The organism is Streptomyces sp. NPDC026515 (assembly GCF_055567595.1).
Window position 1 is genome coordinate 1 of the sequence record NZ_JBVHQD010000001.1, and the last position, 23,031, is coordinate 23,031.

A 23,031-nucleotide genomic window follows, 5' to 3' on the forward strand; every position below is an offset into this window, starting at 1 on the left:
CAGCTCCACCGCGCTGAGAAGGGTCTTGGAAGCCATGAAGCCGAGGCCCAGCTGAAGGAACGGCTCAGGGGTGATCGGGTCGTTGACCGACATGTGTGTCTCCATTGGTATTGGAAGTTGAATGCTAAACAGATACCGGTGCACGTCGAGCCGTTGAGCCGTTGCGTGAGAGCCGGCGGGGGACGGAAAGAGCGCCCTGACCACCTCGGTTGCCTTTTCGGGCAGTGTCCGGAAGGGGCGCGCTCCGGTCCCGTGGAGACGGCGTCGACGCGGGCGTGCCCCTGGTGGTCAGTCCAGAGCGCGCATCGCGGTGGCCAGGGCGTCCTCCGCGAACTCCCGTCCCATGCGCCCCCGGCCGACGACGCGGAGTCCCTGCATGAACGTGGTGAGGAACCGGGCCAGCTTCCTCGGATCCTTGTCCGCGGCGATCTCGCCCCGCACCTGCGCCTGCTCCAGGGCGCCGGCCAGGGCGGACTCGATCTGCCGGAGGGCGGCGGTGACGCGGTCGGCGGCCGTCGGCTGGTCGCCGCACTGTGTGGAGGCGTTGACCACGAGGCAGCCGCGTGTGGGGTCGGTCAGATCGGCTTCGACGAGGGAGGTGAGCACTTTGCGGATCGCGACCCGGATCTCGGTCGTCCCGTCGACAGCCTTCTCCAGGTCGGCGGCCTGGAGAGAGGCGTAGCGGTCCAGGGAGCGGATGTAGAGCTGTTCCTTCGAGCCGAAGGCGGCGTAGAAGCTGCCGCTGCCGATGGACAGCTCCTGCAGCAGGTCCTGCAGGGAGGTCTCGGCGTAGCCGCGGCGCCAGAACAGGTCCATGGCGCGGTCCACGGCCTGGTCGATGTCGAACTCCCTGGTACGTGCCATGGAGTCAGCCTAACGCGCTATGTGGAATAGTCAATCAACTATGGTCGGCCTCGCGGTGCCCGGCCTCGCGGGGGCGGCGCCGGCGGTCAGCGCCGGGTGAGCGCCGCCAGTTCCCTCGTGATCGTTTCGGTGTCCTGGTAGGTGAGTCCGATACGGGCGACGTGCTTCCAGCGCACGATGCCGTCGGCGTCGATGACGAACACCGAGCGCTTGAGGCCCAGGCCCGGCATCTGGATGCCGTACGCCTGCACGACCGAGCGGTCGGTGTCGGCGAGCAGCGGGAAGCGCAGGTCGCGCTTGCGTGCGAAGCGCTCGTGGCTGTCGAGGTCGCTGAAGTTGACTCCCCACACGTTCGCCCCGAAGTCACGGAACCGGTCCAGGTCCGAGGTGTAGGAGCACAACTGCTTGGTGCAGACCGCCGACTCGTCGCCGGGGTAGAAGGCGAGCACGACGGGGTGGCCACGGTGTGCCGACAGTGAGTAGTCCTGTCGTTCGACAGTGCCACCGTCTCCCAGCAGTACTCCGCGGAGGGTGAAGTCGGGGGCGGGCGTACCGATCTCGGGCACGGGCATGTCGGGTCCTCTCGCAAGGGGGTGAGGCCGGGCGGCGGGCGCCCGGTGAGCTGTCCCACGAACTGTATAGAACGTTCTATCTCGCCGGAAGGGCTGTACCCCGGACTCGCCTGTAATGACGGTCACGCCGCGGGAGCCGGGGCGGGCGTGGGCCGGGGCCGCATGACGTGCGCCGTGCTCGGCCGCTCACAGAAGGCCGTGGCGCAGGGCGTAGGCAACCGCGTGCACTCGGTTGCGCAGGCCGTGGCGTGCGGTGACCTCGTGGATGACGTATTTGACGGTGCGTTCCGAGTAGTGCAGGGCCGCGGCGATCTCCGTGGTGCTGAGACCCGCGGCCAGTTGCCGCAGGACCGCGATTTCCCTGGCTGAGAAGGACGGCGGTTCGTCGGCGGTCTCGGCTGCCGCGGTGTCCCGTGGGCCGGCACGGCTCCGCTCGGGGTGTGGTCCGGGCACGGGCGGCGGCGGTGGCGCCGCGCCGCGTGCCGCGGTGCACGGCATCTCGGTGATGTCCGCGAGGGTGGTCCGCTCGCGGGACATGAAGGCCACGAGCCCCAGCCCCGCGGCGCGGACGAGTTGTGCGGCGGTGGGCCTGTGGGCCCACCAGGACGAGCCGCGGCGCCTCGGCGGGCCCCTTGGGGCAGTAGCGCCCGAGTGTCGCGAAGGTCTTCTCCTCCAGCTCGCCGGTGATGACCAGCAGGACGTCCGGCGGTTGCTCGGCGCCCGCCGCCAGGACGCGCACCCGTTCGTCGGCGGCGAGGTGCGCTTCGACGCCTTGAGCGGTCAGCCCGTCTTCCGCCAGGACGGTCACGTACATGGGGTGCGACGGTTCCGGGCCGCTCACCGGGCGTCCTTCCGGGTGTCCGCGGGGCCGCCTCAGAGCGTCTTGGTCTGGCCGCCGTCGATGACGACCTCGGCTCCGGTGATGTTGGCGGCGAGGGGGGAGGCGAGGAAGAGGGTGAGGTCGGCGACCTCGTGCGGTTCGGTGATCCGGCCGGTGGTGATGCCCATGCTCTGCGGTACGACGGTGTCGAGGGCTTCCTGCGCGGTGGTGCCGGCGGCGCTGGCGGTGGCGTCGGCGAAGCCTCCGGGTGCGGTCCAGAAGGGGGTGCGGACGGGCCCGGGGGAGACGGCGTTGACTCGGACGCCCTGGGGGGCGAACTCCTCGGACAGTGCCTTGTTCAGGTTGGTGAGCGCGGCTTTGGCCGCCGAGTAGTCGACCACCATCGGGAAGGGCAGCCGGGCGTTGATCGAGCTGATGTTGACGATCGCCGCGTCGCCGGCGGCGATCAGGTGGGGGAGTGCGGCACGGCTGGCGCGCACGGCGCTGAAGAAGGTCAGGCCGAAGACCTTCTGCCAGTCGTCGTCGGTGACCTTCAGGAAGGACTCGCGGGGCGCGGTGGCGCCGACGTTGTTGACGAGGATGTCGACACGGCCGTGGCGTTCCACGGCCCGCCGGACCAGGGTCTCGGCGCCTTCCGGGGTGGACAGGTCGACCGACACGACCGTGACGTCGTGTTCGGCTGCCAGCGTGTCCAGCTCGGGGGTGGAGGTGCGGCTGCCCGCCACGACCTTGGCGCCTTCGCGTACCAGGCCCGCGACGACGGCCAGGCCGATGCCCTTGCTGGCTCCGGTGACGACGGCGACCTTGCCCTTGAGGTGCAGTTCCATGACGAATCCTATTCTGGAGTGATCATTACACAATTTCGGTACGACAGGGGCGGGCAGTGTTCTGCCGGGCCGGAGCCGCTGTCGATGAAAGGAGCGTAGCAGGCAATCTTGAATGGGCAATCCAGAATCGGGATGGTGTCGCTCACTCGTCGGGGCGGAAGGTCCTCCCGCCCGTTCCCTCAGTCGTTCTGGAGACCGGGGACCCGCATCGCGAGAATCGCCATGTCGTCCGACGGGGCGTCGGACGCGAAGCGCTCCACCGCGCGCATGATGCGCGCGGCGACCGCACCCGCCGTCAGGCCCGTGCAGGTCGTGAGGACCTCCGCGAGGCCGTCGTCGCCGAGCATGCGCGTGCCCTCACGGCGTTCGGTCACGCCGTCCGTGACGCAGAGGAGGACATCACCGGGGTCGAGGGTGATCGTCTGCTCGTAGAGCTCAAGGTCCTCGATGACGCCGAGGAGCGGCTGGGGTTCGGCGGCGGCTTCCACCGTGCCGTCCTGGCGCAGGCGCAACGGCAGCGGATGGCCGGCGCACACCACCTTCATCTCCGCGCTGCCGTCCTCCCGCGGGCGCATCTCGCCGTACAGGAGGGTCAGGAATCGGCTGCGGGACCCCTCGTCCAGGATGGCCGAGTTGAGGCGCTCCAGGACCGCCGGGCCGCTGAGGCCCTCCCGGGCCAGCAGGCGCAGCGCGTGCCGCGCCAGGCCCGTCACGGCGGCCGCGTTGGGGCCCGTGCCGCAGACGTCGCCGATGGCGAAGCCGTAGGTGCCGTCGGAGATGGGGAAGACGTCGTAGAAGTCGCCGCCGACCTCGTTGCCCTCGCCGGCCGCGCGGTAGATGACCTCGACCTCGACGCCCTCGATGTGCGGGGTGCCCGGGGGCAGCAGGCTGCGCTGGAGGGCCTGGCTGATGGCCGTGCGCTCCGAGTAGAGGCGGGCGTTGTCCAAAGCCAGAGCGGCCCGGCGGGACAGGTCCTCGGCCAGTTCCAGGATCTCCTGGCGGAAGTGTTCGTCGGTGGGCTTGCCCAGGGTGAGCATGCCGATGACCCGGTTGCGCGCCACCAGGGGGAGGACGACGATCTCGCCGCCGACGGCCGAGGCGGTGGCGAGCGTCGGGCCGATGGCGGAGGAGACCTGGCGGGCGGGCCCGCCGGTCAGGCCCAGGCTGCGCATGGAACTGCGCAGGGCGGCCCGGTGAGCGTGCTCGCCGGGAGCGCTCCAGACCCGGGCGCCCGGAGTGGGTACCGGGTCCGGCGGGGGCACCTTGGAGAGCAACGACTTGATGCCGTCGATGAGTTCCTCGTCCTCGTGCAGGACGTACGACAGGTAGGGCTCGGAGGCCTGGTCGGCGATCGTGTATACCGCGCACCAGGTGGCGAGGGTCGGGACCGTCATCTGGGCCATCAGGGCGAGGGTCTGGTCCCTGTCCAGGGTGCCGGCGAGCAGGTCGGAGGCCTCGACCAGGAAGCTGAGCGAACCGCGGCGCAGCCGCTCCAGTTCGCCCAGGCGGGCCGACTCGACGGCCAGGGCGATGCGGTCGGCGGCGAACTGGAGGCGCAGCGCCTCCTCGTTGGAGTACCTGCCCGGGGACTCGGCGGCGACGCCCAGGGAGCCGGTCAGCCGGCCCTCCACCTTCAGCGGGACCGTGACGACCGAGCGCATGCCGGTGCCGCCCAGGAGCGGGACCGCGCCCGGAACGGCCGTGAGGTCGTCGTGGACGGCCGGCATGCGGGCCGAGCCGTAGCGGCCGGGACCGGCTTCGACGGGCACGCGCGCGAAGCGCTGCCGGGCGGACGGCAGCCCCGTGGAGGCGCGCACCTCCAACTCGGTCTCGTCGTCGGTCGCCAGGAGCAGGAACGCGGAGTCGCCGTCGAGCATGTCGCGGGCGCGCTCGACCGTGCGCTGGAGGAGACCGTCGAGGTCGTCGGGGGCCGGCGAGCCGATGAACACCTCGAACGGGTCGGCGCTCTGGCCGTCGGGGGCGCCGGTGCCGTCGGCGGGCAGGCGCAACGGGGTCTGCAGGACCGCGCGTTCGTGGTCGCGCACCAGCAGGCAGACGGTGGAGGGCTCGCCGCCGGTGTCGCGGACCCTCAGGTGCGAGGCGTAGACGGGGGTGACGCGGCCGTCGGCGCCGCGGATGCCGTAACTGCCCTCCCAGCGGGAGAGCTGCAGGGCCTCGGCGACGCCGGTGCCGGTGCCGGGGGTGTGCGGCCAGGCGGCGAGGTCGGTCAGCGGCTTGCCGGTGACCTCGGCCGAGGTGTGGCCGAAGATCTCCTCGGCGTCCTCGTTCCAGGCCGTGATCGAGCCCTTGCGGTCGATCTGGACGACCGCGACCCGGACCCGGCCGTCCGCGAGGGGCAGCAGGTCGGCGGGGAGGGACGGGCCTGCCGCGCGGGTGCCCACCGGACGCTCGGGAAGATCGAGCTGGAACCAGACGTTCTTGTACGTGGACGTGTACTCGACACCCCAGCGGGCGGCCAGGGCCGCGCACAGCTGCAGGCCGCGGCCGCCCTCGCGGTCGGGGCTGCCCATGTTGACGGCGGAGCCCTGGAGCGGGACCTCGCGCTCCGGGTAGCGGTCGGCGACCTCGATGCGTACCCCGTCGTCCGCGCGCAGGCACAGGACGTCGGCGTGGGTGCCGGCGTGCACCACCGCGTTGGTCACCAGTTCGCTGGTGAGGACCACGGCGTCGTCGACGACGTCCGCGAAGCCCCAGCCCTGGAGCGTGTCGCGGACGAAGGCGCGGGCGGTCGCGACCGATCGCCCGACGGGCTCGAAGCTGGCGGCCGCGCGCGCGGTGATCACAGAACTCCTCGACCGTGTCTCGACATGCGGGTTTCCCCGGCCGGCCGGCTCGTACCGCTGCTGCGGCATCCGCTCGCCCGTGGGCCGTGGCTCCGGGGTGTGTCCCCCGGGGATCACTCCGGTGGTCATGGTCTGCGGCCGCCCCTCCGAATGCCCGCTCGTTCTCGTGCCACCGCCCAGGCCGTATGAACCGGCGCGGCTGGACAGCCGCATGCAAGGTTACTTACCTTCGCCGTCCGAGCGGATGCCGGTCGCCAGTGTTCACGCCGCAGGGTGTGCGGACGATGTGCGAAGGTGCCGAACTGTTATGGCCTGGTTCGGCCGGGGTGAAACACTGGGCAAGCTTCTGATGAAGGTACGGGCAGGCTGAGTGCGTCGCGTGTCGGGCGGGCAGCAGCCCCTGGTGTGGCCGGATCCGATCCGGCAGGAATACGCGGCAGTAACGGGTACGCCGAAGTGGACGGTACGCCGACTGCGGCGGTATCCGAGCACAGTGGTACGGGCACAGTGGTGACGGTCGACCCCTGCGGGAGGGACACAGTGGAGTCTGGCGCAGCGACGCGGGGCACTAAGGCGCGCGCGAAGGGCGGACAGTCCCTGAGCGGTCGGCGGGGCGGCGGCGGGACCACGGAGGTGGATTCGGCCGCCCTGGACCGGTTGCTGGTGGCTCTCGTGGCGATGCGCGACGGGAACTTCCGCAAGCGGCTCACGGTGTCCGGTGACGGCGTGATGTCGGAGATCGCGGCGGTCTTCAACGAGGTCGCCGACCGCAATCTCCACCTCACGGGTGAGCTGTCACGGGTACGGCGGGTGGTCGGACGTGAGGGAAAACTCACGGAACGGCTGGAGACGGGAGCCTGCGAGGGTTCCTGGGCGACCGCCGTGGACAACTCCAACGCCCTCGTCGAGGACCTCGTGCGGCCGGTCTCCGAGGTGGGCCGGGTCCTGACGGCGGTGGCCGAGGGTGACCTGTCGCCGCGGATGGATCTGCGGTCGCCGTCGGCGGACGGCGCCGGGCACCCGCTGCGCGGCGAGTTCCTGAAGGTGGGCAGGACCGTCAACAACCTGGTCGACCAGCTGTCGACGTTCACCGACGAGGTCACCCGGGTGGCCAGCGAGGTGGGCACCGAGGGCAAGCTGGGCGGGCAGGCCCGGGTGCGCGGTATGTCCGGTTCGTGGCGGGACCTCACGGACTCGGTCAACACGATGGCGTACCGGCTGACGGCCCAGGTGCGGGACATCGCGCTGGTGACGACCGCGGTCGCCAAGGGTGACCTGTCCCGGAAGGTCACCGTCCAGGTCGCCGGCGAGATGCTGGAGCTGAAGGAAACCGTCAACACGATGGTGGACCAGCTGTCGGCCTTCTCCTCGGAGGTGACCCGCGTCGCCCGTGAGGTGGGTACGGACGGCATCCTGGGCGGTCAGGCGCATGTGCCCGGGGTCGCCGGCACGTGGAAGGAACTCACCGACTCCGTCAACACCATGGCCGGAAACCTCACGGCCCAGGTGCGCGGGATCTCCGAGGTGACCACCGCGGTCGCCAGCGGTGACCTGTCGCGCAAGGTGACCGTGCCGGCCCGTGGTGAGGTCGCGCAGCTCGCCGAGACGATCAACCAGATGACCGAGACGCTGCGGATCTTCGCGGACGAGGTCACGCGCGTGGCCAACGAGGTCGGTGCCGAGGGACAGCTCGGCGGGCAGGCGAACGTGCCGGGCGCGGCGGGCACCTGGAAGGACCTGACGGACTCCGTCAACACGGTCTTCCGGAACCTGACCACCCAGGTGCGGGACATCGCCGCGGTGACGACGGCGGTGGCCAACGGTGACCTCTCGCAGAAGGTCACCGTGGACGTGGCCGGCGAGATGCTGGAGCTGAAGAACACCGTCAACGGCATGGTCGACCAGCTGTCGTCGTTCGGTGCCGAGGTCACCCGCGTGGCGCGGGAGATCGGTGTCGAGGGTGAACTGGGCGGCCAGGCACAGGTGGCCGGGGCCGCCGGTACCTGGAAGGACCTGACCGACTCCGTCAACACGGCGTTCCGCAACCTCACCGGTCAGGTGCGCAACATCGCCCAGGTGACGACGGCGGTGGCCAACGGCGACCTCTCGCAGAAGGTCACGGTCGACGTCTCCGGCGAGATGCTCCAGCTGAAGAACACCGTGAACACGATGGTGGACCAGCTCTCCAGCTTTGCCGACCAGGTGACGCGGATGGCCAGGGACGTGGGCACGGAGGGCCGCCTGGGCGGTCAGGCCCGCGTGGACGGCGTCTCGGGCACCTGGAAGGAGCTCACGGATTCCGTCAACTTCATGGCCGGCAACCTCACCTCGCAGGTGCGTCAGATCGCCCAGGTGACGACGGCGGTGGCGCGGGGCGACCTGTCCCAGAAGATCGACGTGGACGCACGCGGTGAGATCCTCGAACTGAAGAGCACGATCAACACGATGGTCGATCAGCTCTCCGCCTTCGCCGACCAGGTCACCAAGGTGGCCCGCGAGGTGGGCACGGAGGGCCGGCTCGGCGGCCAGGCGCAGGTGCCCGGCGTGGCCGGCGTGTGGCGGGACCTGACGGACTCGGTGAACGGCATGGCCGGCAACCTCACCGCCCAGGTCCGCAACATCGCCCAGGTGGCGACCGCGGTGGCCCGGGGTGACCTGTCCCAGAAGATCACCGTCGACGCGCGCGGTGAGATCCAGGAGCTGAAGAACACCCTGAACACGATGGTCGACCAGCTGTCGTCGTTCGCCCAGGAGGTCACGCGCGTGGCGCGCGAGGTGGGCACCGAGGGCATTCTGGGCGGCCAGGCCGAGGTGCAGGGGGTGGCGGGCACCTGGAAGGACCTCACCCAGTCGGTGAACTTCATGGCGAACAACCTGACCATCCAGGTCCGCAACATCGCCGAGGTCACGACCGCGGTCGCGAAGGGCGACCTGTCGAAGAAGATCACCGTCGACGCGAAGGGCGAGATCCTCGAACTCGTCACGACCGTCAACACGATGGTCGACCAGCTGTCCAGCTTCGCCGAGCAGGTGACCCGGGTGGCCCGTGAGGTGGGCACCGAGGGCATCCTGGGCGGCCAGGCGCACGTTCCGGGTGTCACGGGCATCTGGAAGGACCTCAGCAACAACGTGAACCTGATGGCCAACAACCTGACCATGCAGGTGCGCAACATCTCCCAGGTCTCGGCGGCGGTCGCCAACGGCGACCTCACCCGGCAGGTCACCATCGAGGCGAGCGGTGAGGTGGCGCAGCTCGCCGACACCATCAACACGATGGTCAAGACGCTGAGTTCGTTCGCCGACCAGGTCACCAAGGTGGCCCGCGAGGTGGGCACGGACGGCATCCTCGGCGGTCAGGCGCACGTACCGGGTGTGGCGGGTACCTGGAAGGACCTCACCGAGTCGGTGAACGGCATGGCGTCCAACCTGACCGGCCAGGTCCGCAACATCGCGATGGTCACCACGGCCATCGCCAAGGGCGACCTGACCAAGAAGATCGACATCGACGCGCGCGGCGAGATCCTCGAACTCAAGACGACGATCAACACGATGGTCGACCAGCTGTCCAGCTTCGCCGAGGAGGTCACCCGGGTGGCCCGTGAGGTGGGCACCGAGGGGCAGTTGGGCGGTCAGGCACGCGTGCGAGACGTCGACGGCACCTGGCGTGACCTCACCGAGTCGGTGAACGAGATGGCCGGGAACCTGACCCGGCAGGTGCGTGCCATCGCGCGCGTGGCGACCGCGGTGACCCGTGGCGACCTGAACCTGAAGATCGACGTGGACGCCTCCGGCGAGATCCAGGAACTGCAGGACTACATCAACAAGATGATCGCGAACCTGCGCGACACCACGGTCGCCAACCAGGAACAGGACTGGCTCAAGGGCAACCTGGCGCGGATCTCCGCGCTGATGCAGGGCCGCCGCGACCTGGCGGACGTGGCCTCGCTGATCATGAGCGAGCTGACGCCGGTGGTCACCGCCCAGCACGGCGCGTTCTTCATGGCGATGCCGCTGGTCGACGGCAAGGATCTCGGCGACGAGACGGAGGACGCCTACGAACTGCGCATGCAGGGGTCCTACGGCTACTCGATGGGCTCCATGCCGACCTCGTTCCGGCCCGGTGAGGCGCTGATCGGCACCGCCGCCCAGGAGAAGCGCACGATCCTGGTGGAGAAGGCGCCCACGGGCTACCTGAAGATCTCCTCGGGGCTCGGGGAGGCCCCGCCGGCGCAGGTGATCGTGCTTCCGGTGCTGTTCGAGGGCAACGTCCTGGGCGTGATCGAGCTGGCGTCCTTCACGCCGTTCACGCAGATCCAGAAGGACTTCCTCAACCAGATCGCCGAGATGATCGCGACCAGCGTCAACACCATCTCCGTGAACACCAAGACCGAGGTGCTGCTGAAGCAGTCGCAGGAACTGACCGAGCAGTTGCGGGAGCGGTCGGCGGAGCTGGAGAACCGGCAGAAGGCCCTCCAGGCGTCCAACGCCGAACTGGAGGAGAAGGCCGAGCTGCTGGCCCAGCAGAACCGTGACATCGAGGTGAAGAACACCGAGATCGAGGAGGCCCGGCAGGTCCTGGAGGAGCGTGCCGAGCAACTCGCCGTCTCCATGCGGTACAAGAGCGAGTTCCTCGCCAACATGTCGCACGAGCTGCGCACTCCGCTCAACTCGCTGCTGATCCTGGCCAAGCTGCTCGCCGACAACGCCGAGGGCAACCTCTCGCCGAAGCAGGTGGAGTTCGCCGAGACCATCCACGGCGCCGGCTCCGACCTGCTCCAGCTGATCAACGACATCCTCGACCTGTCCAAGGTCGAGGCGGGCAAGATGGACGTCTCCCCGACGCGTATCGCGCTCGTGCAGCTGGTGGACTACGTGGAGGCCACCTTCCGGCCGCTGACCGCGGAGAAGGGCCTGGACCTGTCGGTGCGGGTCTCCCCGGAACTGCCCGCCACCCTGCACACCGACGAACAGCGGCTCCTGCAGGTGCTGCGCAACCTGCTGTCCAACGCGGTGAAGTTCACCGACTCCGGCTCGGTGGAGCTGGTGATCCGGCCGGCGAGCGGCGACGTCCCGGTGGGGATCAGGGAGCAGCTCCTGGAGGCCGGTTCGCTCAGCGATCCGGACGCGCCGCTGATCGCCTTCTCCGTGACCGACACCGGGATCGGCATCGCGGCCAGCAAGATGCGGGTCATCTTCGAGGCCTTCAAGCAGGCCGACGGCACGACCAGCCGCAAGTACGGCGGTACGGGCCTCGGACTGTCGATCTCGCGGGAGATCGCACAGCTGCTCGGCGGTGAGATCCACGCGCAGAGCGAGCCGGGCCGCGGCTCGACGTTCACCCTGTACCTGCCGCTGCACCCCAGCGAGCTGCCGCCGCAGGGCTACCAGCAGGCCGTGCCCGCGCTGGAGGCGGGGGACCTGGTCGCCTCGCAGAACCACGGCTCGGAGCTGTCCGGTGCGGACGTCGAGACGCCGGCCGAGGTGAAGTCGTACCAGGAGACCCAGAACGGTGCCGCGGCGCTCTTCCGGCGCCGGCGCCGGGCCACTCCCCAGATCGCCGAGTCCTGGCCCGTGCTGGCCGAGCAGGAGGCGACGACCGCGGCGCCGCGCCGGGGCGTACGGTTCGCCGGGGAGAAGGTGCTGATCGTCGACGACGACATCCGCAACGTCTTCGCGCTCACCAGCGTCCTGGAGCAGCACGGACTGTCGGTGCTGTACGCCGAGAACGGCCGCGAGGGCATCGAGGTCCTGGAGCAGCACGACGACGTCGCGGTCGTCCTGATGGACATCATGATGCCGGAGATGGACGGTTACGCGACGACCACGGCGATCCGCCGGATGCCGCAGTTCGCCGGGCTGCCGATCATCGCGCTGACCGCCAAGGCGATGAAGGGCGACCGGGAGAAGGCGATCGAGTCCGGCGCCTCCGACTACGTCACCAAGCCGGTGGACCCCGATCACCTGCTGGCGGTGATGGAGAAGTGGATGCGCGAGGAGTGACCGGAGCGAGCGGGAGTGTTGTGAACGTTCCGGGAACCTTCCGTGTGTACGGGGGGTCGCTGACGCAGGGTTGTCGAGGCCGTGTAGAAGTGCGGGATCGGGGGAACCTTCTGGTCTCCGGCTGCGTTTCTGCTACGTGCACAGTGACATCGCGGTGACAGGGTGTGGCGACAGGCGGGGTGCGGCTACCATGACCGGCACAAGGACGGGCGGCGAAAGGGAGTCGTCCCCTGGGGCGGCGCCCGGTGCACATCCGGGGCGAGGAGGGCGGGCCATGGTGCAGAAGGCCAAGATCCTCCTGGTCGATGACCGGCCGGAGAATCTGCTGGCGCTGGAGGCCATCCTCTCTGCGCTCGATCAGACACTGGTGCGGGCATCGTCCGGGGAGGAAGCGCTCAAAGCACTGCTCACGGACGACTTCGCGGTCATTCTGCTGGACGTCCAGATGCCAGGCATGGACGGTTTCGAAACCGCGGCACACATCAAGCGGCGGGAGCGGACCCGGGACATCCCGATCATCTTCCTCACCGCCATCAACCACGGCCCGCACCACACCTTCCGGGGGTACGCGGCCGGCGCGGTGGACTACATCTCCAAGCCCTTCGACCCGTGGGTGCTGCGCGCCAAGGTCTCGGTCTTCGTCGAGCTGTACATGAAGAACTGCCAGCTCCGTGAGCAGGCCGCGCTGCTCCGGCTCCAGTTGGAAGGCGGCGGCAAGGGCGCGGTCACGGGCAAGGAGTCCGCAGGGCTGCTCGCCGAGCTGTCGGCGCGCCTCGCGGCCGTCGAGGAGCAGGCCGAGGCGCTGTCCAAGCAGCTGGACGACGAGTCCGCGGACGCGGCGGCGGTGGCCACGGCGGCCCATCTGGAGCGCAAACTCACCGGTCTGCGCCGGGCGCTGGACGCCCTCGAACCGGGCACCGCAGGCGGCCCTTCGCCGCTTCCCTCGCAGAACTGACCACGACGGCGGCCCCAGTTGCCCATGAGCGCGCGTCAGTTCCGCGCCCCCGCAAGGGCGACACGAACGGGTGAAGCAGTGGGCACGCGTGTCCCCTGTCGCATCCCCCGGTAATCTCACACCCATGGCCTCACGTCCCTCGGCAGCCAAGAAGCAGCCCCCGAAGAAGGCCGCTCCCTCGAAGGCTCCGGCGAGAAAGGCCGCCGCGAAGAAAGCCCCGGCCAAGAAGGCGCCCGCGAAGAGGGCCGCGGCGAAGAAGGCCGCGCCCGCGCCCAAGCCGGCGCCGAGCCCGACCGGGGGCGTCTACCGCCTGGTGCGCGCCCTCTGGCTCGGTGTCGCGCACGCCGTCGGCGCCGTCTTCCGCGGCATAGGACAGGGAGCCAAGAACCTGGACCCGGCCCACCGCAAGGACGGCGTCGCCCTGCTGCTGCTGGGCATCGCCCTGATCGTCGCCGCCGGCACCTGGGCCGACCTGCGCGGCCCCGTCGGCGACCTGGTGGAGATCCTGGTCACCGGCGCCTTCGGCCGCCTCGACCTGCTGGTGCCGATACTGCTCGCGGTGATCGCCCTGCGGTTCATGCGCCACCCCGAGCAGCCGGAGGCCAACGGCCGGATCGTGATCGGCCTCTCCGCGCTCGTCATCGGCGTGCTCGGCCAGGTCCACATCGCCTGCGGCTCGCCGGCCCGCAGCGACGGCATGCAGGGCATAAGGGACGCCGGCGGCCTCATCGGCTGGGCGGCGGCGACCCCGCTGACGTACACCATGACCGAGGTCCTCGCCGTCCCGCTGCTGGCGCTGCTCACGGTCTTCGGGCTGCTCGTCGTCACCGCCACCCCGGTCAACGCGATCCCGCAGCGGCTGCGCGCGCTCGGCGTCCGCCTCGGACTGCTGCACGACCCCGAACCCGACGAGTACGGCGAGTACGGCGACGACGAGCGCTACGACGAACAGTGGCGCGAAGCGCTGCCCCCGCGCTCCCGGGGACGCTCCGGCGCCCCCCAGCACGCCGACCCGGACATCGCCGAGCAGGAGGCCCTCGCCAAGCGCCGGGGCCGCCCGCGCCGCTCCGCCGTGCCGCAGCCCGAGATGGGCCGTCAGATGGACGCCGTGGACGTCGCGGCGGCGGCCGCCGCCGCGCTCGACGGCGCGGTCATGCACGGCATGCCGCCCTCGCCGCTCGTCGCCGACCTCACCCAGGGTGTCAGCGTCGGGGACCGCGAGGAGACCACGCCCACGCCCGTGCCGGCCCCGAGCGGCGGTCCGACCCCGAGCCCGAGCCCGAGCACGAGCCCCGTCCCGGCCGCGCGTCCCAAGCAGGAGAAGCTCAAGGTCGAGCAGGTCGTCGCAGACCTGACCAAACCGGCCCCCGAGCAGCCCCGCGACCTGCCGCCGCGCGCCGAGCAGCTCCAGCTCTCCGGCGACATCACCTACTCGCTGCCCTCCCTGGACCTGCTCACCCGGGGCGGGCCGGGCAAGTCGCGCAGCGAGGCCAACGACAAGGTCGTCGCCTCGCTCTCCAACGTCTTCTCCGAGTTCAAGGTGGACGCACGCGTCACCGGCTTCACCCGCGGCCCGACCGTCACCCGGTACGAGGTCGAGCTCGGCCCGGCCGTGAAGGTCGAGCGGATCACCGCCCTCACCAAGAACATCGCGTACGCCGTCGCCAGCCCGGACGTGCGGATCATCAGCCCCATCCCCGGCAAGTCCGCGGTCGGCATCGAGATCCCCAACACCGACCGGGAGATGGTCAACCTCGGTGACGTGCTGCGGCTCGCCGAGTCCGCCGAGGACGACGATCCGATGCTGGTCGCCTTCGGCAAGGACGTCGAGGGCGGCTACGTCATGCACTCGCTGGCGAAGATGCCGCACATGCTCGTCGCCGGCGCCACCGGCTCCGGCAAGTCCTCCTGCATCAACTGCCTGATCACCTCGGTCATGATGCGGGCGACCCCGGAGGACGTCCGGATGGTCCTGGTCGACCCCAAGCGGGTCGAGCTGACCGCCTACGAGGGCATCCCGCACCTGATCACGCCGATCATCACCAACCCGAAGCGGGCAGCCGAGGCACTGCAGTGGGTCGTACGCGAGATGGACCTGCGCTACGACGACCTGGCCGCCTTCGGCTACCGGCACATCGACGACTTCAACGAGGCGGTGCGCAGCGGCAAGCTCAAAACGCCCGAGGGCAGCGAGCGCCAGCTCCAGGCGTACCCGTATCTGCTGGTGATCGTCGACGAGCTCGCCGACCTGATGATGGTCGCCCCGCGCGACGTCGAGGACTCGATCGTCCGGATCACGCAGCTGGCACGGGCGGCCGGTATCCACCTGGTGCTCGCCACCCAGCGGCCGTCGGTCGACGTCGTCACCGGTCTGATCAAGGCGAACGTGCCCTCCCGGCTCGCCTTCGCCACCTCCTCGCTCGCCGACAGCCGCGTCATCCTCGACCAGCCCGGCGCCGAGAAGCTGATCGGCAAGGGCGACGGCCTCTTCCTGCCGATGGGGGCCAACAAGCCGACCCGTATGCAGGGCGCGTTCGTGACCGAGGCCGAGGTCGCGGCTGTTGTCCAGCACTGCAAGGACCAGATGGCGCCGGTCTTCCGCGACGACGTCACGGTGGGCTCCAAGCAGAAGAAGGAGATCGACGAGGACATCGGCGACGACCTGGACCTGCTGTGCCAGGCCGCCGAGCTGGTCGTCTCCACCCAGTTCGGCTCCACCTCCATGCTCCAGCGCAAGCTGCGGGTGGGCTTCGCCAAGGCGGGCCGGCTCATGGACCTCATGGAGTCGCGCGGGGTGGTCGGGCCGAGCGAGGGGTCCAAGGCGCGTGACGTTCTGGTGAAACCCGATGAGCTGGACGGAGTCCTCGCTGTGATCCGTGGGGAGTCTGAGGGGTAGGTCTGTCCGAGGGCTTCGGGCGCCCGCAGGCCGGAGGAGGCGTGTCGTGATCCACCCGTTAGAGACCGTCGGGCAACCGTTTCCCTTTGACGCACGTCAAGTTGAGCGAGAGGAAAGGTGTGTACCCCAGCCTGGGGCGGACACCCGACCCGTCATCGGGATGTCCGGCCATACCGATGGCGTACAAAGTCCCGCCGCCCGGTTGCCCCACCCTTTCGTACCCCCCATAGACTGAACTTCCAGCACAGGTGGCTACACGCTCGAAAGGCGCCCCCGTGTCCATCGGCAGCAACTCCCCTGAAGACGAGCGTCCGTTCCCAGACGTGTCCGAGGAAAACCGCCCCTCCGTAGGCCGAGCCCTCAAGCAGGCCCGTATCGCCGCCGGGCTGACCGTCGACGAGATCAGCGGGAGCACCCGGGTCCGTATCGTCATCGTGCACGCGATCGAGGCCGACAACTTCGCCCCCTGTGGCGGCGACGTCTACGCCCGCGGGCACATCAGGACCCTCGCCAGGGCCGTCGGCCTCGACCCCGAACCGCTGCTGGCGCAGTTCGCGGCCGAACACGGTGGTGGGCGGCCCGCGCCGACGCCTGCCGCCCCGCTGTTCGAGGCGGAACGTATCCGCCCCGAGCGTCGCGGACCCAACTGGACGGCGGCCATGGTCGCGGCGATCGTCGTCGTGATCGGTTTCGTCGGCTTCACCGCCTTCAAGGGCGGCGATGGCGACGACGCCAAGCGGTCGGTCGCCGAGGGGGCCACCCCGACGACCAGCAAGCCGGCCTCGCCGACCCCGAAGGAGAGCAAGCCCGGCAAGGCGCCCGCGCCCTCCGACAGCGCGATCGCCGCCGCACCCCAGGACAAGGTCACCGTCCAGGTCAGCGCGGCGAACGGACGCAGCTGGATCTCGGCCAAGGACCACAACGGCCGGATGCTCTTCGACGGGCTGCTGAAGAAGGGCGAATCCAAGACCTTCCAGGACAGCACCAAGATCAACCTGATCCTCGGCGACGCCGGAGCCATCCAGCTCTACGTCAACGGCAAGAAGATCGAGGACCAGTTCCGGCCCGGAGCCGTGGAGCGCCTGACCTACACCAAGGGTGACCCGGAAGTCGGATAACCGTTCGGCCGAGCACGTACACAAGGGGTTGGCCATGATCGGCCAGCCCCTTCGACGTGGGCTGTCGGCGGGACGAAGTAGTCTTGAGCCCATGCCTGAACGCCGTACCGTCGCACTAGTCACTCTCGGCTGCGCCCGTAACGAGGTGGACTCGGAGGAGCTCGCAGGCCGTTTGGAGGCGGACGGCTGGCAGCTCGTCGAGGACGCCGAGGAAGCGGACGTCGCCGTCGTCAACACCTGTGGATTCGTCGAGGCCGCGAAGAAGGACTCCGTCGACGCCCTCCTCGAGGCCAACGATCTCAAGGGCCACGGCAGAACCCAGGCCGTGGTGGCGGTGGGCTGCATGGCCGAGCGGTACGGGAAGGAACTCGCCGAGGCGCTGCCCGAGGCGGACGGCGTGCTCGGCTTCGACGACTACGCCGACATCTCCGACCGACTGCAGACCATCCTCAACGGCGGCATCCACGCCTCGCACACCCCGCGCGACCGCCGCAAGCTGCTGCCCATCAGCCCGGCCGAGCGGCAGGACTCCGCCGCGGCGGTCGCACTGCCCGGGCACGGCCCGTCCGACCTCCCGGAGGGCCTGGCGCCCGCCTCCGGCCCCCGCGCGCCCCTGCGCCGCCGGCTGGACGGCTCCCCGGTCGCCTCGGTCAAGCTCGCCTCCGGCTGCGACCGGCGCTGCTCCTTCTGCGCCATCCCCTCCTTCCGCGGCTCCTTCATCTCACGCCGCCCCAGCGACGTGCTGAACGAGACCCGGTGGCTGGCCGAACAGGGTGTCAAGGAGGTCATGCTGGTCTCCGAGAACAACACCTCCTACGGCAAGGACCTGGGCGACATCCGCCTGCTGGAGTCCCTGCTGCCGGAGCTTGCCGAGGTCGACGGCATCGAGCGGGTACGCGTCAGCTACCTCCAGCCGGCCGAGATGCGCCCCGGCCTGATCGACGTCCTCACCTCCACCCCGAACGTCGTGCCCTACTTCGACCTGTCCTTCCAGCACTCCGCTCCGGGCGTGCTGCGGGCCATGCGCCGTTTCGGCGACACCGACCGCTTCCTGGAACTGCTCGACACCATCAGGTCCAAGGCGCCGCAGGCCGGTGTCCGCTCCAACTTCATCGTCGGCTTCCCCGGCGAGTCCGCCTCCGACCTGGCCGAGCTGGAGCGCTTCCTGACCGGCGCACGGCTCGACGCGATCGGCGTCTTCGGGTACTCCGACGAGGAGGGCACCGAAGCCGCGACGTACCAGAACAAGCTGGACGAGGACCTGGTCGCCGAGCGGCTCGCGCGGATCTCCCGGCTCGCCGAGGAACTCGTCTCGCAGCGGGCCGAGGAGCGCGTCGGCGAGACCGTGCACGTCCTCGTGGAGTCCGTCGGCGACGAGGAGGGCGTCCACGGCCGGGCGGCCCACCAGGCCCCGGAGACGGACGGGCAGGTGCTGCTCACGAGCGGCGAAGGACTGCGGGTCGGCCGTATCGTCGAGGCGAAGGTGGTCGGTACCGAGGGTGTCGACCTGGTGGCCGAGCCGCTGCTGGGCTCGCCCGTGTGGAGTGAGGAGGCCGGCAGATGACCGGAGTCCCGGCGTCCGCCGCGGGCGGCTCCTCCGGCGCACAGGGCGCCCGAGGCTCCGCCGCCACCTCCGGCGCCGCTCCGGATCTCTCCGGCCCGCCGAACGCCGGTGTCCACAACGCCGCTGCCGTGGACCTCTCCGGGCCGGGCAACGCCGGTGCCCCGCAGCCCGGCGCCGGGGATTCCGGTTCCCGTGACGGCGAGCGGTCCGTGCGGGGCGGGAAGATCGCCGCCGCCGCTGTCAACCAGGCCAGCCTGTGGAACGTCGCCAATCTGCTGACCATGCTCCGGCTGGTCCTGGTCCCCGGCTTCGTCGCCCTGATGCTGGCCGGCGGCGGATACGACCCGGCCTGGCGCTCGCTCGCGTGGGCCGCGTTCGCCATCGCCATGATCACCGACCTGTTCGACGGCCATCTGGCACGGACCTACGACCTGGTCACCGACTTCGGGAAGATCGCCGACCCCATCGCCGACAAGGCGATCATGGGTGCGGCGCTGATCTGCCTCTCCTCGCTCGGCGATCTCCCCTGGTGGGTCACGATCGTGATCCTCGGCCGGGAACTCGGGATCACTCTGCTTCGTTTCGTGGTCATCCGCTACGGCGTGATCCCGGCCAGCCGCGGCGGCAAGCTCAAGACCCTCACCCAGGGCATCGCCGTGGGGATGTACGTGCTGGCACTGACGGGGTGGCTGGCGACCCTGAGGTTCTGGGTGATGGCAGCGGCCGTCGTCCTGACGGTCCTGACGGGCCTCGACTACGTGAGACAGGCCATTGTGCTGCGACGGCAGGGAATCGCCGAGCGCGCGGCGGCGTTGGAGGAAACAGAAGCGTGAGTTCCACGGCCGCCGAACTGGTGCGACTACTGACGGTGAGGGGGCAGACCCTGGCCGTCGCCGAGTCGCTGACCGGCGGCCTGGTGGCGGCGGAGATCACCACGGTCCCCGGGGCGTCCAAGGCCTTCCGGGGCTCGGTCACCGCCTACGCCACCGAGCTCAAGCACGAGGTGCTGGGAGTCGATGCCACCCTGCTGGCCCAGCGGGGCGCGGTGGATCCGCAGGTCGCGGCCCAGATGGCGGCCGGGGTGCGGAAGGCGCTGGGTGCCGACTGGGGCCTCGCGACCACCGGGGTCGCCGGCCCCGAACCCCAGGACGGCCGCCCGGTCGGCACGGTTTACGTGGCCGTGGACGGCCCCCTTGCGGCCGGTTCCGGTTCCGCCGCTGGCGGAAAAGTGGAGGCCCTGCGGTTGAACGGCGACCGTGCGGAAATTCGTAGAGAGAGTGTACGGAGCGTACTCGCACTGCTTCTGAGGGAGCTTGCGAGCGAACAGACCGGGAATGAGCGGACACAGGATACGGAACAGAACGGGGGGTTTTGATGTTTGCAGCCCTGAGTGAACACGACATCGCTCCCCGCACGGCCGCGGCGCAAGGCGGTACGGTGGGGCGAGAAGGATGCGGCTACGCGGTCCGAGGAGGGAGCCACCGATGATTCTGCTCCGTCGCCTGCTGGGTGACGTGCTGCGTCGGCAGCGCCAGCGCCAGGGCCGTACTCTGCGCGAAGTCTCCTCGTCCGCCCGAGTCTCACTCGGCTATCTCTCCGAGGTGGAGCGGGGGCAGAAGGAGGCTTCCTCCGAGCTGCTCTCCGCCATCTGCGACGCGCTGGACGTACGGATGTCCGAGCTCATGCGGGAAGTGAGCGACGAACTCGCCCTCGCCGAGCTGGCCCAGTCCGCTCAGGCCACCGAGTCCGTGCCCACGTCGGTTCGCCCGATGCTGGGTACCGTTTCGGTGACCGGTGTGCCACCGGAACGGGTGACCATCAAGGCGCCCGCCGAGGCAGTGGACGTGGTCGCCGCGTGACGCCTGTGCGGGCGTAGACCGACGCGGCGCCGACCCGGCGCCGAAGAAGCGTACGAGGCCCTGGCCGGAGCCTCTCCAGGCAGATCTGGAGAGGCGCGGCCGGGGCTTTCGCGTGCCTGCCGACGGGATGCGTCCATTTGCCGGTATCCGGTCGTGCGGTCATGGTGGGAGGACCGACAGGGGGCGAAACGACCGGAGAGACGCATGTACGTCGTGAAGAGCCCGCTGTCCGACGCGGACCTGAAGACCGTGGCCGAGGCGCTCCAGGGCGCCCTCGTCGATCTCGTGGACCTGGCGCTGATCGCCAAGCAGATCCACTGGAACGTGGTCGGCCCCCGCTTCCGCACCGTCCACCTCCAGCTCGACGAGGTCGTCGCCACCGCGCGGACGCACTCCGACACGGTCGCCGAGCGGGCGTCGGCGCTGGGCGTCTCACCGGACGGACGCGCGGTCACGGTGGCCGCCGGCAGTGGCATCGACACGGCCCCGGCGGGCTGGGTCAAGGACTCGGACGCGGTGGGTGCCCTGGTCGACGCGCTGGGCGCGGTGATCACCCGGATGCGGGAGCGGGTCACGGCGACCGCGGAGCCGGACCCGGTCTCCCAGGACATCTTCATCGGGATCACCGCGGACCTGGAGAAACACCACTGGATGTTCCAGGCGGAGAACACGTAGCAGTGGCCCGGCACCGGCCGTCGGCGGTTGCATCGGTGAGCCCTCAATGCGCCTCCCCGGTGGACCGGGCGGCGTTCTAGCGTCCGGCTGGAGGTGGCGGCCATGATGGGACGGATAGTGCGCTGGGGGGTTGCCCTGGGTTTCGCGGCCGTGTGGTGGTGGGCCGTGCTGCGCATCACCTTCGCCGACGGCGCCGGTGCTCTGGAGGGGACCGTGGCCGCCGGGGGATGGGGGCTGAGCCTGCTGCCGGTGAACTGTGTGCCGCGGACCCGGGCGGCCGGGGCCATGGGCCCGGGGCGGTGGCGGGCCGCCTGGCGGACACCGGGCGCTACCAGGGCATCGCGACCCCTCCGTTCGGGCGCAGGATCTGGCCCGTCGTGAACGAGGAGGCGTCGGACGCCAGATACAGCACGGCGTGCGCGACGTCCGCCGCCTCGCCGACCCGGCCCAGGGGCGACAACCGGGCCATCCACTCCTCCGTCTGCCGCTGCTCCTCGCCGTCGTCGCGCTCTGTCATGGGAGTGCGGGTCCAGCCCGGGGCGACCGCGTTGACGCGGATGCCCTGCCGGCCGACCTCGTTCGCGAGCGTCTTGGTCAGCTGGACCACGGCCGCCTTGGAGGCGCCGTAGCAGAGCAGGCCGGGGCCGCCGGTGTCGATGGCGCCCGACGCCATGGTGATGATGCTGCCTCCGGTCCGGCGGGCGAGCATCAGGCCCGCCGCCTCCTGGCAGGAGTGCAGAACGCCCTTGAAGTTGACGTCCAGCACCCGGTCGAGGTCCTCGTCGGTGGTCTCGAGGACCGGGCTGCGGTGCATGATCCCGGCGATCGCCGCCATGACGTCCAGCCGCTCGCAGGACCGGACCGCCTGTCCCAGCTGCGCCCGGTCGGTGACGTCGACGGTGTGGGTGTGGGCGGTGCCGCCACCGTCCTTGATCATCTTTGCCGTCTCGTCCAGGCCTTCCGCGTTCCGGTCGGCGCAGTGCACGGTCGCACCCGCTTCGGCGAGCAGCACGGCGGAGGCCCGGCCGATACCGCCGGCGGCCCCGGTGACGAATGCGGTGCGTCCGGTGAGGTCGTACGCCTTGAGGGACATGAGGGGACGGTACGAGCGTCTCTGACGGATCGTCAATTCCCTGTGCGGGGGCGGCTTCGCGGGGTGCGGTGGGGACCCGGCGCGGGGGCGGGGCCGGTCTGGCAGGCGGGGCACCAGTAGGTGGGGCGCTCGCGGGAGCCGTCGCCCTGCTCAGCCACGCGGATCGGGGTGTGGCAGCGCAGACAGGGGCGGAACGCGCGGCCGTAGACGAACAGGTCCTGGTCGCGCAGGCCCGTGGTCCGGCGGACCGGACGGTCGCGGTTGACCTCCAGGAGCCGCTTGGCGAGCTCTGGGAGTTTCGCGGCGCGGTCGGCGGGGAGCGCGCCGACGGGGAGCCAGGGAGTGGCGCCGATCAGGAAGCAGAGCTCGCTCTTGTACACGTTGCCGATACCGGCGAGGTTGCGCTGGTCGAGCAGGGCCTCGCCGAGTTGCCGGGTGGGGTCGGCGAGCAGGTTGGCGAGGGCGCGGCCGGGATTCCAGTCGGGACCCAGCAGGTCGGGGCCGAGGTGGCCGACCGCGTGTTCCTCCTCGCCGGTGCGCAGGAACTCCAGGACCTGGAGGCGGTAACCGACGGCCGTGCGGTCGGCGGTGCCGAGGATGGCCCTGATCTGGTGGCCGGGTCCGCCCTTCCAGCGCTCGCCGTTCCCGTAGATCTTCCACGCGCCCTCCATCCGCAGGTGCGTGTGCAGGGTCAGGCCGCCGTCGAAGCGGGTGAGCAGATGTTTGCCGCGCGGGGTGGTGCCGAGCACGGTACGGCCGGTCAGGTCGACGGTGGCGTATGCGGGGACCCGGAAGTCGCTGCGGGTCAGCACCTGGCCGGCGAGTGCGTCGTGCAGGCGCCGGGCGGCCTGCCAGACCGTGTCACCTTCGGGCATGGGTCAAGGGTGACACGGGGGCGTTCGGCATGGGCCGGGAGCAGCGGGGGCGCAGGCGGCGCACCAGGGGCGTGCTGTGCATGTTCCC

General features: G+C 70.3%; 16 protein-coding genes. 9 read left to right on the forward strand and 7 right to left on the reverse strand.

The window, feature by feature from the left end; genetic code table 11:
• Positions 1-288: 288 nt before the first annotated feature.
• From ACZ4O3_RS00005 to ACZ4O3_RS00025, 5 genes are all read right to left on the reverse strand, one after another.
• On the reverse strand, positions 289-864 hold the full coding sequence (locus ACZ4O3_RS00005) for a TetR/AcrR family transcriptional regulator (protein WP_467720619.1): 576 nt from the start codon (positions 862-864) through the stop codon (positions 289-291).
• An 86-nt stretch (positions 865-950) separates the two neighbouring features.
• A complete protein-coding gene (locus ACZ4O3_RS00010) occupies positions 951-1,436 on the reverse strand; it encodes a peroxiredoxin (RefSeq protein WP_362727914.1) in 486 nt (161 codons plus the stop codon).
• 186 nt (positions 1,437-1,622) lie between these two features.
• Positions 1,623-1,973, reverse strand: a complete 351-nt coding sequence (locus ACZ4O3_RS00015; RefSeq protein ID WP_467720620.1) for a response regulator transcription factor — start codon at positions 1,971-1,973, stop codon at positions 1,623-1,625.
• 336 nt (positions 1,974-2,309) lie between these two features.
• Positions 2,310-3,104 carry an SDR family NAD(P)-dependent oxidoreductase gene (locus ACZ4O3_RS00020; RefSeq protein WP_467720621.1) on the reverse strand — a complete coding sequence of 265 codons (795 nt, stop codon included), beginning with the start codon at positions 3,102-3,104 and terminating at the stop codon, positions 2,310-2,312.
• A gap of 179 nt (positions 3,105-3,283) precedes the next feature.
• Complete coding sequence (locus ACZ4O3_RS00025) at positions 3,284-6,037, reverse strand: SpoIIE family protein phosphatase (protein WP_467720622.1); 2,754 nt, start codon at positions 6,035-6,037, stop codon at positions 3,284-3,286.
• A gap of 411 nt (positions 6,038-6,448) precedes the next feature.
• Between ACZ4O3_RS00025 and ACZ4O3_RS00030 the strand changes: the two genes are divergently transcribed.
• The 9 genes from ACZ4O3_RS00030 to ACZ4O3_RS00070 all read left to right on the forward strand — a co-directional run bounded on the left by ACZ4O3_RS00030 (position 6,449) and on the right by ACZ4O3_RS00070 (position 20,975).
• Positions 6,449-11,908, forward strand: a complete 5,460-nt coding sequence (locus ACZ4O3_RS00030) for a HAMP domain-containing protein (protein WP_362718121.1) — start codon at positions 6,449-6,451, stop codon at positions 11,906-11,908.
• Positions 11,909-12,182: 274 nt separating this feature from the next.
• Positions 12,183-12,863, forward strand: coding sequence for a response regulator (locus tag ACZ4O3_RS00035; protein ID WP_362718118.1), 681 nt, complete (start codon positions 12,183-12,185; stop codon positions 12,861-12,863).
• A gap of 124 nt (positions 12,864-12,987) precedes the next feature.
• A complete protein-coding gene (locus ACZ4O3_RS00040) occupies positions 12,988-15,759 on the forward strand; it encodes a DNA translocase FtsK (protein WP_467720623.1) in 2,772 nt (923 codons plus the stop codon).
• Positions 15,760-16,034: 275 nt separating this feature from the next.
• On the forward strand, positions 16,035-16,877 hold the full coding sequence (locus ACZ4O3_RS00045; protein ID WP_362726713.1) for a helix-turn-helix domain-containing protein: 843 nt from the start codon (positions 16,035-16,037) through the stop codon (positions 16,875-16,877).
• 91 nt (positions 16,878-16,968) lie between these two features.
• Positions 16,969-18,441, forward strand: a complete 1,473-nt coding sequence (gene rimO, locus ACZ4O3_RS00050) for a 30S ribosomal protein S12 methylthiotransferase RimO (RefSeq protein WP_467720624.1) — start codon at positions 16,969-16,971, stop codon at positions 18,439-18,441.
• Entirely contained in the window at positions 18,438-19,274 is an 837-nt protein-coding gene (gene pgsA, locus ACZ4O3_RS00055; RefSeq protein ID WP_362722049.1) for a CDP-diacylglycerol--glycerol-3-phosphate 3-phosphatidyltransferase, read from the forward strand. Before rimO ends, pgsA begins: the two co-directional genes overlap by 4 nt.
• Positions 19,271-19,816 (forward strand): CinA family protein, encoded by a 546-nt coding sequence (locus ACZ4O3_RS00060; protein ID WP_362722046.1) that lies wholly within the window; start codon positions 19,271-19,273, stop codon positions 19,814-19,816. Before pgsA ends, ACZ4O3_RS00060 begins: the two co-directional genes overlap by 4 nt.
• A 109-nt stretch (positions 19,817-19,925) precedes the next feature.
• Positions 19,926-20,300, forward strand: a complete 375-nt coding sequence (locus ACZ4O3_RS00065) for a helix-turn-helix domain-containing protein (protein WP_046730366.1) — start codon at positions 19,926-19,928, stop codon at positions 20,298-20,300.
• Positions 20,301-20,504: 204 nt separating this feature from the next.
• Positions 20,505-20,975 carry a Dps family protein gene (locus tag ACZ4O3_RS00070; RefSeq protein ID WP_362722043.1) on the forward strand — a complete coding sequence of 157 codons (471 nt, stop codon included), beginning with the start codon at positions 20,505-20,507 and terminating at the stop codon, positions 20,973-20,975.
• A 328-nt stretch (positions 20,976-21,303) separates the two neighbouring features.
• Here ACZ4O3_RS00070 and ACZ4O3_RS00075 read toward each other — a convergent pair whose 3' ends face one another.
• Positions 21,304-22,068, reverse strand: a complete 765-nt coding sequence (locus ACZ4O3_RS00075; RefSeq protein WP_467720625.1) for an SDR family NAD(P)-dependent oxidoreductase — start codon at positions 22,066-22,068, stop codon at positions 21,304-21,306.
• 32 nt (positions 22,069-22,100) lie between these two features.
• A complete protein-coding gene (locus tag ACZ4O3_RS00080) occupies positions 22,101-22,943 on the reverse strand; it encodes an Fpg/Nei family DNA glycosylase (protein WP_467720626.1) in 843 nt (280 codons plus the stop codon).
• Between the last annotated feature and the right edge of the window lie 88 nt (positions 22,944-23,031).